This is a genomic window from Mycolicibacterium alvei (assembly GCF_010727325.1).
GTDB classification, from domain to species: domain Bacteria; phylum Actinomycetota; class Actinomycetes; order Mycobacteriales; family Mycobacteriaceae; genus Mycobacterium; species Mycobacterium alvei.
On record NZ_AP022565.1, the window covers coordinates 4,697,919 to 4,710,384 of the forward strand.

Below are 12,466 nucleotides of genomic sequence, written 5' to 3' on the forward strand. Positions count from 1 at the left end.
ATGTCGTTGGGCACCGACCTCAAACGTTTCTCCCGCGGCACGATGCCGCGGATCGCGCTGGTGACGGTCATCCTGCTGCCGCTGCTGTACGGCGCAATGTATCTGTGGGCGTTCTGGAACCCGTTCGGTGAGGTGAACAAGGTTCCGGTGGCTTTGGTCAACGAAGACCGGGGCACTGTCGCCGAGGGGCAGCAGATCAAGGCCGGTGACGAGGTCGCCGATGCGCTGGTCAACTCGGGTCAGCTTCAGTTGCACCGGGTTTCGGCGCAGGAGGCAGCCGACGGCGTGGCCGGTGGGAAGTACTATTTCGCGATCACGCTGCCGGAAGATTTCAGCACCAGCATCTCGTCGCCGTCGGGTGGGTCCCCGCACCAGGCCAACATCCGCTTCACCTTCAACGATGCCAACAACTATCTGGGTTCGATCATCGGGCAGAACGCGGCCCGTGAGGTGATCAATCAGATCAACGCGAACATCGGTGAACGCACGGTCGGCACAGTGCTGACCGGGCTGACCGACGCCGGGTCGGGCCTGATCAAGGCGGCCGATGGCGCGCAGCAGTTGGCCACCGGCAGCGCGGCGGCCAATGACGGTGCGCACCGGTTGTCGGCCGGGGCGGACGCCCTGTCCGCCGGCCTGGTCACCGCACGCGACGGGTCCGCGCAGTTGGCAGCCGGTACCAGGCAGCTGTCGACGGCGGTGGACACCGCCACCGAGCCGCTGCTCACGGTGCTGGACCGGGTCAGCGGGCTCGGACTGGATCCCAACGAGGTCGGCATGGCTGCGCAGCGGTTGTCGGGTGCGGTGCGCTCGACCACCGACCGGATCGCGGCGTTGAACATCGATCAGGCGCAGGCGGCGACGATCGTCGACCAGGCGGTCGGCATCCTGCGCAACAGCCCCGATCCCGCGGTGCGCGACACCGGGGAGTTCCTGGCCGGCGCGCAGCGGCTGCTGCAGGCTCGCGGGCTCGACCCCACCACGGATGAGGGCCTGATCCGCTTGCGGGACAATGCCACCCAGTTGGAGAACGATCTGGGTGACCCGAACAGCAAGCTGCGGGTATTCATCACCAAGGCGCTCAACGGCGGCCTGCGTTCGGATGTCGCCAAATTGCGGGACGGCGCGCACCAGCTCAACACCGGTGCCCAGCGGCTCAACAGTGGTCTGGTGCAGCTGGCCAACGGCGGCCACCAACTGTCCAGCGGGGCAGGTGAACTCGCCGCCGGTACGGAGAAGCTTCAGGCCGGCAACCAGCAACTGGCCACCGCGCTCAAGCAGGGCTCGACGCAGGTCCCGTCCTGGACCCCGCAGCAGCGCACCGAGGTGGCGCGGACCCTGGCCGCACCCGTGGCGCTGGACATCCAGACTCACAATCCGGCGGCCACGTTCGGCACCGGTTTCGCGCCGTTCTTTCTGCCGCTGGCGTTGTTCATCGGTGCACTCATCATCTGGATGTTGTTGAAGCCGTTGCAGTCCCGCCCGGTGGTCAACGGGCTGGGGGCGCTGCGTGTGGTGCTGGCCTCCTACTGGCCGGCCTTGCTGATCGTGTTCTGCCAGGTCGTCGTGATGTACGCGGTGGTGCATTTCGGGGTGGGCCTGCAGGCCAAGTATCCGTTGGCCACCGTGGCGTTCCTGATACTGGTGGCGGGTACGTTCCTGGCCCTGATCCAGGCGTTCAACGCACTGTTCGGGGTGTCGGTCGGCCGGGTGGTCACACTGGCTTTCCTGATGCTGCAACTGGTCTCGGCCGGTGGCATCTATCCGGTGGAGACCACGGCCAAACCGTTCCAGATCCTGCACCCGGTCGATCCGATGACCTACGCGGTCAACGGGCTCCGGCAGCTGATCGTGGGCGGGATCGATTCCCGGTTGTGGATCGCGATCGCGGTGCTGTTCGGTGTGCTGGTGGTGTCGCTGGCCGCGAGTTCGTGGGCGGCGCGGCGAGACCGGCAGTACACCATGGACCGGTTGCATCCGCCGATCGAAGTGTGAGCCTGTGATTTGGGTGCGTTTGGTAACGGTCAGCGTTACCAAACGCACCCAAATCACCCGAGCCCGATCCGCCGGTAACGGTCCAGCCGGGTCTGCAGCCGCTGTTCGCCGGGCACGGCACGCAACTGGGAAAGCTCGCTGCCGATCGCGGTCGACAGTCGCTGGGTGAACGCCCGTGGTTCGTCGGCGGCGTCGGGATGTTCGGGCACGATCGTGTCGACGATGCCGGCCCGCTGCAGGTCACTTGACCGAACGCCTTGCGCGGCAGCCAGTTCCGCGGCGTGTGCGGTGTCGCGGTAGACGATCGCGCTGGCGCCCTCGGGTGGCAGCGGCGCCAGCCAGCCGTTCGCGGCGGCCAGCACCCGGTCGGCGGGCACCATCGCCAGCGCGGGTCCGCCGCTGCCCTGACCCATCAGTACCGACACGGTCGGGGTGTCCAGCGTGACCAATTCGGCCAGGCATCGGGCGATCTCACCGGCCAGCCCGCCCTGCTCGGCCTCGATCGACAGGGCCGGCCCCGGGGTGTCGATCACCAGGACCAGCGGCAGCTGCAGTCCGGCCGCCAAGGCCATGCCGCGTCGCGCCTCGCGCAGCGCACCGGGCCCGACCAGCCCGCCCTCACTATGGCGCTGGCCCAGCACCACCGCGGGCTGCCCGCCGAAGCGGGCCAGCGCCAGCAGCATCGTGGCGGCCTCGCCCCGCTCGGTACCCGACAGCAGCACCCGGTCGGTGGCGCCGTGTCGCAGCAGATACCCGACGCCGGGCCGGTCCGGCCGCCGCGAGGCCTGGACCGATTCCCAGGCAGGCACGTCGGGCAGTGGCTCGGGCGTCGAGGCAGCGGGTGGCGGCCCAGGCGAGTCGGCCACCACCCGTAGCGTGCGGTCCAGGGTGTCGCGCAGCAGCGCGAGTGGCACCACCCCGTCGATCACGCCGTGGGCGTGCAGGTTCTCGGCGGTCTGCACGCCGGACGGGAACGGTTCGCCGTACAGGTGCTCGTACACCCGTGGCCCGAGGAAGCCGATCAGCGCGCCGGGCTCGGCAGCGGTGACATGTCCGAGTGAACCCCAGGACGCGAACACTCCACCGGTGGTGGGGTGGCGCAGGTACACCAGGTAGGGCAGGTGGGCCCGTTTGTGCAGTTCGACGGCTGCGGCGATCTTGACCATCTGCAGGAACGCCACCGTGCCCTCCTGCATACGGGTTCCGCCCGAGCTCGGCGAGGCCAACAGCGGCAACCCCTCGGCGGTGGCGCGGGTGACCGCGGTGGTGATCCGCTCGGCGGCGGCCACCCCGATCGACCCGGCGAGGAAGTCGAACTCGCAGGCGACCACGGCCACCCGACGACCGAAGATGGTGCCCTCACCGGTCAGCACGGACTCGTCGAGCCCGGTCTTCGCCTTCGCCTCGGCCAGTTCGCGCTGGTAGTCCTGGGAGCGCGCGACGTCCAGGGGCGGGACGTCCCAACTGCGGAATGAACCGTCGTCGAGCACTGCATCACGAAGCGCGCGGGCGCCGATCCGACTCACGGCTCGAGCCTATATAGGCTGGCCACATGATTGGTATCACCAGAGACGGCGATGTCCTGACCCTGGAAATGCAGCGCGAGGAGCGGCGCAACGCGCTGAACTGCGAGCTTGTCGACAGCCTGCGGGAAGCGGTCGAGCATGCCGCCGAGCAGGATGTCCGCGCCATCGTGTTGACCGGGGCCGGATCGGTGTTCAGTTCGGGTGCGGACCTGACCGACGCCGCAGGCATGGCCGAGAAGCTCCCCGACAAGGCGCTGGCACTGAACCTGGCGATCGACAAGGCCCCGGTTCCGGTCATCGGTGCGATCAACGGCCCGGCGATCGGTGCGGGCGTGATCCTGTCCATGATCTGCGATCTGCGCGTCGTCGTCCCGGACGCCTACTTCCAGTTCCCGGTGGCTCGGTACGGACTGGCCTTGGACAACTGGAGTATCCGGCGGCTGACCTCGTTGGTCGGCCACGGCCGGGCGCGGGGCATGCTGCTCGGCGCGGAGAAGCTCACCGCCGAGACCGCGCTGCAGACCGGTTTGGCCAACCGCATCGGCACGCTGGCCGATGCGCAGAAGTGGGCCGCCGAGCTGGCCGGGTTCGCGCCGCTGGCGCTGCAGCACGCCAAGCGCGTCCTCAACGACGACGGTGCCTATGAAGAGTCCTGGCCTGCCCACAAGGAACTGTTCGACAAGGCATGGGGCAGTCAGGACGTCATCGAGGCGCAGGTGGCCCGCATCGAGAAGCGGCCGCCCAACTTCACCGGCGCCTGACATGCTGCGTGCCGCGCTGGGGTTCGGAGCCAAGTCGGCCTCCCTGCTGGCCGGTGGCTGGCTGTTGCGCGCGCTGAACGGGACCTATGCCTCGGTGGGGGCCCTGCCCCGCGAAATTCGGCCGGTGGCGCAGCGGTCCCCGCAGTACGCCGACGGCGTGTTCGTCAACATCGAGCCTTCCTCGCTCGGCATCAGCATGAGCCGCGAAGAACGGCGCATGCTGATCTCCGAGATGCTCGGCTCGGGTTCGGCCAGCCGGCCGAACGGGCCGATCCCGCTGGCCGAACCGTCCGAAAAGGACGGTGGAGAAGCGGCCGCGTGCGCGGTGTCCTGGTACGGGCACTCGACCGCGATGGTCGAGATCGACGGCTACCGGGTGCTGACCGATCCGGTGTGGAGCCAGCGCTGCTCACCGTCGCGGGTGGTGGGCCCGCAGCGGTTGCACGAGCCGCCGTTGCCGCTGGAGGGACTGCCTGCCGTCGACGCCGTGGTGATCAGCCACGACCATTACGACCACCTCGACATCGAGACGATTCTGGTGCTGGCCCGCACCCAGCGCGCGCCGTTCGTGGTGCCGTTGGGTATCGGGGCGCATCTGCGCAAGTGGCGGATCCCCGAAGACCGCATCATCGAGCTGGACTGGAACGAGAGCCACCACGTCGGTGAGCTGACCCTGGTGTGCACGCCGGCCCGGCACTTCTCGGGACGGTTGTTCCAGCGCAACACCACGCTGTGGGCGTCGTGGGCATTCATCGGTCCGCAGCACCGGGCGTTCTTCGGCGGTGATACCGGCTACACCAAGAGTTTCTCCGAAATCGGTTCGGAGTACGGGCCTTTCGACCTGACTCTGCTACCGGTCGGGGCGTATCACCCGGCCTGGCCCGACATCCACATGAATCCCGAGGAAGCGGTGCGCGCCCATCTGGACGTCACCGATTCCGGGTTGCTGGTGCCGGTCCACTGGGCGACGTTCCGGCTGGCGCCCCACCCCTGGGCCGAGCCGGTGCGACGACTGCTGACGGCCGCCGACCCGGCCGGGGTGCAGATCGCCGTGCCGCGCCCGGGGCAACGGGTGGATGCCGCATCGGCGGCGCGCGACCCGTGGTGGGAGTTCTGACCGCTCGCGGATGGCAAACTGACGTCGGATCAGGACCCACTTCGACGGGACGAGGACTTTTCGCGGATGACGACGATCAGTGTCACCGGTCTCACCGACGCCGAGGTGGCCGAGCGGGTAGCCGAGGGTAAGAGCAACGATGTTCCGACGCGTGCTGCGCGCAGCATCTCGGAGATCGTCCGCGGCAACGTGTTCACCCGGATCAACGCGATCCTCGGTGTGCTGTTTCTGATCGTGCTGTCCACCGGGTCGTTGATCAACGGGGCGTTCGGCCTGCTGATCATCGCCAACAGTGCCATCGGCATAATCCAGGAGATTCGGGCCAAGCAGACCCTGGACAAGCTGGCCATCGTCGGGCAGGCCAAGCCGACCGTGCGCCGGGAATCCGGTAGTCGCGCCGTGCTGCCCAGTGAGGTGGTGCTCGACGACATCATCGAACTCGGGCCCGGCGACCAGATCGTGGTGGACGGCGAGATCATCGAGGAGTCCAACCTCGAGGTCGACGAGTCGCTGCTGACCGGTGAGGCCGATCCGATCGTCAAGGTGGTCGGCGACCCGGTGATGTCGGGCAGCTTCGTGGTGGCGGGCTCGGGCGCCTACCGGGCCACCAAGGTGGGACATGAGGCCTACGCGGCCAAGCTCGCCGAGGAGGCCTCGAAGTTCACCCTGGTGAAGTCCGAACTGCGCAACGGCATCAACAAGATCCTGCAGTTCATCACCTACCTGCTGGTGCCTGCCGGCCTGCTGATCATCTACAGCCAGCTGTTCACCGTCGACCCAGAGATCCAGGACTCACTCCAGCAGACCTACCGCGACATCGTCGACAGCGAGGGTGGATGGCGAGAGTCGCTGGGAATCATCATGAGTCAGATCTTCACCACCGATGCGGTGTGGCATGAGCCGGTGCTGCGCATGGTCGGTGCACTGGTGCCGATGGTTCCCGAAGGCCTGGTGCTGATGACGTCGCTGGCTTTCGCGGTCGGTGTGGTGCGGTTGGGCCGGCGGCAGTGCCTGGTCAATGAACTTCCCGCAATCGAGGGTCTGGCCCGGGTCGATGTGGTGTGTGCGGACAAGACCGGCACGCTGACCGAAAACGGTATGCGCGTCAGCGATCTGAAGACCTTCGCCGAAGGTGACGTGGCTGATGTGCTGGCCCAGTTGGCCGCCGACGATGCCCGCCCCAACGCCAGCATGGCGGCGATCGCCGAGGCCTACCCGACACCGCCGGGGTGGCGGTCCACCGCCACGGCGCCGTTCAAGTCGGCCACCAAATGGAGTGGCGCGTCATACGGCGAATACGGCAACTGGGTGATCGGTGCCCCGGATGTGCTGTTGGATCCCAGCTCTCCGGTGGCCGAGCAGGCTGAGCAGATCGGTGCGCAGGGGCTGCGGGTGCTGTTGATCGGGTCGTCCGATCTGGCGGTCGATGCGCCGCAGGCACCCGGCACCGTCACACCCGTCGCGCTGGTGGTGTTGGAGCAGCGAATCCGCCCCGATGCCGGTGACACACTCGATTATTTTGCTTCCCAGCATGTTTCGGTCAAGGTGATCTCGGGTGACAACGCCGTGTCGGTAGGTGCGGTGGCAGGCAAGCTGGGCCTGCACGGTGAGACGATGGACGCCAGGCAACTGCCCCAGGATCCGGAGCAATTGGCCGCAACCCTGGATGAGTACACGACTTTCGGCCGCGTGCGTCCGGATCAGAAGCGCGCCATGGTGCACGCCCTGCAGGCACGCGGGCATACGGTGGCGATGACCGGCGACGGTGTCAACGACGTGCTGGCCCTCAAGGACGCCGACATCGGTGTCGCGATGGGCTCGGGCAGTTCGGCTTCGCGTGCGGTGGCGCAGATCGTGTTGCTGGACAACAAGTTCGCCACGTTGCCGTATGTGGTGGGTGAGGGCCGGCGGGTGATCGGCAACATCGAGCGAGTCTCGAACCTGTTCCTCACCAAGACCGTGTACTCGGTGCTGTTGGCGATCCTGGTCGGGCTGGCCGGGTTGTCGTCCGTATGGTTCGGCACCGATCCGCTGTTGTTCCCGTTCCAACCGATCCACGTGACCATCGCGGCCTGGTTCACCATCGGCATCCCGGCGTTCATCCTGTCGCTGGCCCCGAACACCGAACGGGCGCATTCGGGTTTCGTGCGCCGCGTGATGACGGCGGCGCTGCCCTCGGGCCTGGTGGTCGGCACCGTCACGTTCGTCTCCTATCTGGTGGCCTATCAGGGCCGGGCGGCCAGCGCGGTGGAGCAGACCCAGGCTTCGACGGCCGCGCTGATCACCTTGCTGGTGTCCTCGCTGTGGGTGCTGTCGGTGGTGACCCGGCCGTACGAGTGGTGGCGGGTGGCGCTGGTCGCGGTGTCGGGCCTGGCGTATGTGTTGATCTTCTGTTTGCCGCTGACTCGACGTCTGTTCATGTTGGATCCGTCGAACCTCGGTGCCACCGCGATCGCGGTGGGCATCGGCCTGATCGGGGCCGTGCTGATCGAGGCGGTGTGGTGGGGGCAGGGCGTGATGCTGGGGGAGAAACGCCGGTTGTGGAGATAGCTGGCGCGGCGATAGGCTGGTCCGATGGGATTCCTGGACAAGGCTAAAGACCTCCTGTCGGAGAACGCCGAGAAGGTGGAGCAGGCCATCGACAAGGCCGGCGACGTCATCGACGAGAAGACGCAGGGCAAGTTCTCCGGTGCGGTGGACAAGGCGCAGGAGGCGGCCAAGAACGCCATCAACAAGGAAGAACCGCAGCAGTAACCTATGGCTAAGTTATCTGTCTCCGTCGATGTCCCGTTGCCGCCGGAGAAGGCGTGGGAGCACGCCTCTGATCTGTCCCGTTACGACGACTGGCTCAGCATTCACCGGGCCTGGCGGTCGAAGTTGCCCGAGACCCTCGAGAAGGGCTCGGTCCTCGATTCGATCGTCGAAGTCAAGGGCATGCTGAACCGGGTGAAGTGGACGCTGGTGAGCTACAAACCGCCGCACTCGCTGACCCTCAACGGCGATGGCCGTGGCGGGGTGAAAGTCAAGCTGATCGGAAAGATCACGCCTGCGTCGGTCGATGGCGGTGAAGGCGCGAAAGTGTCCTTCGACGTGCACCTCGGCGGGCCCGCCCTGTTCGGGCCGATCGGCATGGTGGTCGCCGCCGCGCTCAAGGGCGATATTCAGCAGTCGCTCAACAAGTTCAAGGCGCTCTACGCGTCGTAATTTGCTCGCCGGGGTAGCGTCACCACAGGCGCTCCCGCAGCTCGCGTTTGAGCACCTTGCCGTAGCTGTTCTTCGGTAGTGCGTCGATGAACTCGTAGCGTTTGGGCCGCTTGAACCGGGCGATGCGTTCCAGCAGATGGGCGTCGAGCGCGGCGGCATCGACCGTGCCCACGACGAATGCCACCACCACCTCGCCCCAGTCGGCGTCGGGGGCGCCGACGACACCGGCCTCGACCACGTCGGGGTGTTCGAGGAGTGCTTCTTCCACCTCGCGTGGGTAGATGTTGCTGCCTCCGCTGATCACGACGTCCTTGGATCTGTCGCGCAAGGTGAGATAGCCGCGCGTGTCGAAGGAACCCATGTCGCCGGTGTGCAGCCAGCCGTCCTTGAGCGTGGCAGCGGTGGCAGTCGGGTTGTTCCAGTAGCCGGACATGACGACGTCGCCGCGGCAGACGATCTCGCCGATCTCGTCGACGGCGGCCGGGGGGCCGTCGGCGGTGAGCACGGCGACCTCCACGCCCGAGCGCGGGTAGCCGACCGAGCCCAGCGTCGCGTCGTCCGCCGCTATGTGGTCGGCCCGGCGCAGCCCGGTGATCGTCATCGGTGCTTCGCCCTGGCCGTAGAGCTGCACGAAGACCGGGCCGTAGGCGGCCAGCGCCTTCTTGAGGCTGTCGACGTACATCGGACCGCCGCCGTAGACGACGGTCTTGAGGTTCTCGGGACGGGGCCTGCCGGTCTGGATCAGGCGTTGCACCATGGTCGGTGCCAGAAAGGCGCTGGCGCCGGGGTGATGGCCGCACAGGTCCAAGAACTCGTCGGGCTCGAAGGCCGTGGATTCCGGTACCACCTGCCGGGCGCCGCGCAGCACATACGGCGGGATGTACAGGCCGGAGCCGTGCGACATCGGCGCACCGTGGATCAGGCTGCAGTTCTCGTCCGGGTCGTCGAAATCGGCGAGGTGCGCCACCGTCATCGCCATCAGGTTGCGGTGGGACAGCATGGCGCCCTTGGATTTTCCGGTGGTGCCGCTGGTGTAGAACAGCCAGGCCAGCGAACTCGGTGCAGTGGTCGGCACGGTTGACGGCCGGGAGGCGAACCGTGCCGAGTAGTCCGGGGTGCCAATGATCTCGACGGGTACCTCGGCGACCGCGGCCAAGCCGTCGGCGATCTTGGCCGACGCGAACACCTGCGCCGCACCGGAATCGGCCAGGATGTCGGCCATCTCGCGGGGATGCAGCTTGTAGTTGATCGGCACGAAAACGCATTCGGCGGCCCAGACGGCGAACATCAGCTCGACGAGCTCGGGCCGGTTCTCACTGGCGACGGCGATGCGGGTGCCGCGATCGCCGAGCGCCTTGAGGGTGGTGGCCAGCCGCAGTACCCGGTCGCGCAGCTGCGCCCAGGTCAGCAGTTGGCGTTCGCCGCAATACACCGCTCCCCGGTCGCCGAAGCGTGCGGCGGCCTGATCGAGCACCGCGAAAACATTCATGACTGAGAACCATCCTCAATCCAGTTGGCGCGCAGCGCGAAATCGGACAGGTATTTGGTCGAGCTCCAACCGCCGTCGACGACGATGGTCTGTCCGTTGATGAAGCTGCCACCGTCGGAGCACAGGAACGCCACGGTGGCGGCGATGTCCTCGACCCGGCCCAGACGGGTGTGCGGGGTCATCTCGGTCTGCATCTTGCGGAAGCCCGGGTCGTCGAGGCGCTTCTCGACCATGGGGGTGACGGTGACGCCGGGGGCCACCGCGTTGCAGCGGATGCCCTGGGCACCGTACTGGCAGGCGATGTGCGTGGTCAGCGCCGTCAAGCCACCCTTGGCCGCGGAGTACGCGCCGCCGCGCAATCCGCCCACAACCGCGAATGTCGAGGTGATGTTGATGATGGCCGAACCCGGTCCCAGGTGCGGTATCACGTCGCGGGCCAACCGAAATGGTGCGCGCAGCATGATGCCGAGGAAGTGGTCCAGGGTGTCATCGTCGGTCTCGTGCAGGGGCTTGGGGCTGCCCACACCGGCATTGTTGATCAGAAAGTCGATGCGGCCCCAGCGGGCCAGCGCGGCTTCGACGATGCGTTGTGGGGCATCGTCGGCGGTCAGGTCGACGGCCAGCGTGGCGATCAGGTCCGGATCGCGGACAGCCTTGGCCAGGTCGCCGAGTCGGACTTCGTCGCGTCCCGTGCCGAGTACGGCTATTCCGGCCTCGGCAAGTGCGGTGGCACAGCCGAATCCGATACCGCTGCTGGCCCCGGTGACGATCGCAACCTGCATCTCTAGACAACCTTCCCAGTCGCTTCGCTCGCCCCGGCTACCCTCATCAGTCTTTCCCGGATGTGATGTTTCAACACTTTTCCCGCGTCGTTCTTCGGCAGGGCATCCCAGACCTCCACCCGCTCGGGTGTTTTGAACCGGGCCAGCCCGTGTTCGGCCAGCACCCGGCCCACATCGGCCACGCCGGGGTGTTGACCATCCGATGTCACCAGGACTGCGCAGGCGCGTTCCCCGGTGCGTTCATCGGGCAGGCCGACGACGGCCACCTCCGTGATGCCGAGTTCGCCGACCAGGATGTCCTCGACTTCCTTGGGGGAGATGTTCTCGCCGTTGCGGATGATGAGGTCCTTGGCTCGTCCGGTCACCTGCAGATAGTCGCTGTCCACCCAGCGGCCGAGGTCCCCGGTGCGGAAAAAGCCGTCCTCGTCGAAGGATTCGATCTCGTCCTCGGAGTGCAGATAGCCCCGCAGCATCTGCGGACCGCGGGCCCGGATCTCGCCGGAGACCAGCCGGACCTCGGCGATACCGGGGCGGCCGTCGGTCTCGGCGGCGTGCTCGACCCCACCCGGGGCCAGTGAGCCGACCGTGGTGACCGGTACCTCGGTGGAGCCGTACACCCGGCTGACGACGGCCCGGTCGAAGTAGTCAGACGCCCGCCGGATCAGCGATGGCGGTACCGACGCGCCACCGCAGATGAACACCTTGAGATCGGGCAACCGGGTACCGGCCCGTTCGGCGGCGCCGAGCAGTTGTTCCAGAAACGGTGTCGCTCCGGCCATGTGGGTGCAGCGGTGTTCGGTCATCAGTGTCGCGCCGTCCTCGGCGTTCCAGCGCTGCATCAGCACCGCGGTGCTGCCCAGCAGCAGCGGGCATTCGAAGGCGTAGATCGAGCCGCCGATGTGCGCGATGGGTGAGGGCACCAGGAAGGTGTCGCCCGGGTCGACCAACCAGTGCTCGCCCAATTGACGGATCAGGGCGTTGATCGAGTTATGGCTGTGGAGTACGCCTTTGGGGCGTCCGGTGGTACCCGAGGTGTACATGATCATCCGGATGTCATCGGGGTCGAGTGCCGGAAGATCCCGAGCCGGGGCGTTGCCTGGCGAGCCGAACGCACGATGCGGGCCCGGGTCTCCGCGCAGCACCACCACTTCCGGTGGTGTGTCCAGTCGGCTGCACACCCGGGTGAGCATGGCCGCGTAGTCATGGTTGCCGAATTGGGCGGGGATGAAGATCGCCCGGCTCTGCGCGTCATCGAGGATGAAGCTCAGTTCCCGGTCCCGCAGTGAGGGCAGGATCGGGTTGACCACCATGCCGGCCAGCGTGGCGCCCAGATAGATGACCGCGGCCTCGTGCCAGTTGGGCAGCATGAAGGACACCACGCTGCCCGGTGGCATCCACGCAGTCAACTGCACGGCCAGAGCCTGTGCTCGGGTGTGTAATTCGTGGGCGGTGAGCCTGGTGTCCGCGTCGATCAGGAGCACCCGGTCGGGTGCGTTCCGCGCCGCGTCGGCCAGCGCATCGGCCAGGGTGGTGGAGACCCACAGCCCGCGGGCGTAGGCGTCGGCCGCGCGGTTCTCGTCCCATCGCACCGA

10 protein-coding genes are annotated in these 12,466 nt (G+C 67.2%); 6 read left to right on the forward strand and 4 right to left on the reverse strand.

What is annotated here, in order from left to right; translation table 11 throughout:
- On the forward strand, positions 1-1,995 hold the full coding sequence (locus G6N44_RS22415; RefSeq protein ID WP_163670254.1) for a YhgE/Pip domain-containing protein: 1,995 nt from the start codon (positions 1-3) through the stop codon (positions 1,993-1,995).
- Between the two features lie 53 nt (positions 1,996-2,048).
- Here the strand turns inward: G6N44_RS22415 and G6N44_RS22420 are convergent, their stop codons facing one another.
- On the reverse strand, positions 2,049-3,521 hold the full coding sequence (locus G6N44_RS22420) for a carboxyl transferase domain-containing protein (RefSeq protein ID WP_163667826.1): 1,473 nt from the start codon (positions 3,519-3,521) through the stop codon (positions 2,049-2,051).
- 26 nt (positions 3,522-3,547) lie between these two features.
- Here G6N44_RS22420 and G6N44_RS22425 point away from each other — a divergent pair, with 26 nt between their 5' ends.
- The 5 genes from G6N44_RS22425 to G6N44_RS22445 all read left to right on the forward strand — a co-directional run bounded on the left by G6N44_RS22425 (position 3,548) and on the right by G6N44_RS22445 (position 8,603).
- Positions 3,548-4,282: an enoyl-CoA hydratase gene (locus G6N44_RS22425; protein WP_163667828.1), complete on the forward strand. Its 735-nt coding sequence runs from the start codon at positions 3,548-3,550 to the stop codon at positions 4,280-4,282.
- 1 nt (position 4,283) lies between these two features.
- Entirely contained in the window at positions 4,284-5,399 is a 1,116-nt protein-coding gene (locus G6N44_RS22430) for an MBL fold metallo-hydrolase (protein ID WP_163667830.1), read from the forward strand.
- A 66-nt stretch (positions 5,400-5,465) separates the two neighbouring features.
- Entirely contained in the window at positions 5,466-7,949 is a 2,484-nt protein-coding gene (locus G6N44_RS22435; protein WP_163667832.1) for a cation-translocating P-type ATPase, read from the forward strand.
- 24 nt (positions 7,950-7,973) lie between these two features.
- A complete protein-coding gene (locus G6N44_RS22440) occupies positions 7,974-8,153 on the forward strand; it encodes an antitoxin (RefSeq protein WP_163667834.1) in 180 nt (59 codons plus the stop codon).
- Positions 8,154-8,156: 3 nt separating this feature from the next.
- Complete coding sequence (locus G6N44_RS22445) at positions 8,157-8,603, forward strand: type II toxin-antitoxin system Rv0910 family toxin (RefSeq protein WP_163667835.1); 447 nt, start codon at positions 8,157-8,159, stop codon at positions 8,601-8,603.
- Positions 8,604-8,622: 19 nt separating this feature from the next.
- Here G6N44_RS22445 and G6N44_RS22450 read toward each other — a convergent pair whose 3' ends face one another.
- Genes G6N44_RS22450 through G6N44_RS22460 form a run of 3 tightly spaced genes read right to left on the reverse strand, consistent with a single transcriptional unit; the run spans position 8,623 to position 12,463 of the window.
- A complete protein-coding gene (locus G6N44_RS22450; RefSeq protein WP_163667837.1) occupies positions 8,623-10,092 on the reverse strand; it encodes an acyl-CoA synthetase in 1,470 nt (489 codons plus the stop codon).
- Positions 10,089-10,874 carry an SDR family NAD(P)-dependent oxidoreductase gene (locus G6N44_RS22455; protein WP_163667840.1) on the reverse strand — a complete coding sequence of 262 codons (786 nt, stop codon included), beginning with the start codon at positions 10,872-10,874 and terminating at the stop codon, positions 10,089-10,091. Before G6N44_RS22455 ends, G6N44_RS22450 begins: the two co-directional genes overlap by 4 nt.
- Before the next feature lie 2 nt (positions 10,875-10,876).
- The gene (locus tag G6N44_RS22460) at positions 10,877-12,463 is read right to left on the reverse strand and encodes an AMP-binding protein (RefSeq protein WP_163670256.1); all 1,587 of its coding nucleotides are present in this window, start codon (positions 12,461-12,463) and stop codon (positions 10,877-10,879) included.
- Between the last annotated feature and the right edge of the window lie 3 nt (positions 12,464-12,466).

Excerpts from the sequence above, each read along its gene's own strand:
- G6N44_RS22415 (WP_163670254.1), top strand. The coding sequence starts at position 1 with ATGTCGTTGGGCACCGACCTCAAACGTTTCTCCCGCGGCACGATGCCG.
- G6N44_RS22425 (WP_163667828.1), top strand. The coding sequence starts at position 3,548 with ATGATTGGTATCACCAGAGACGGCGATGTCCTGACCCTGGAAATGCAG.
- G6N44_RS22430 (WP_163667830.1), top strand. The coding sequence starts at position 4,284 with ATGCTGCGTGCCGCGCTGGGGTTCGGAGCCAAGTCGGCCTCCCTGCTG.
- G6N44_RS22435 (WP_163667832.1), top strand. The coding sequence starts at position 5,466 with ATGACGACGATCAGTGTCACCGGTCTCACCGACGCCGAGGTGGCCGAG.
- G6N44_RS22440 (WP_163667834.1), top strand. The coding sequence starts at position 7,974 with ATGGGATTCCTGGACAAGGCTAAAGACCTCCTGTCGGAGAACGCCGAG.
- G6N44_RS22445 (WP_163667835.1), top strand. The coding sequence starts at position 8,157 with ATGGCTAAGTTATCTGTCTCCGTCGATGTCCCGTTGCCGCCGGAGAAG.
- G6N44_RS22450 (WP_163667837.1), bottom strand. The coding sequence starts at position 10,092 with ATGAATGTTTTCGCGGTGCTCGATCAGGCCGCCGCACGCTTCGGCGAC.
- G6N44_RS22455 (WP_163667840.1), bottom strand. The coding sequence starts at position 10,874 with ATGCAGGTTGCGATCGTCACCGGGGCCAGCAGCGGTATCGGATTCGGC.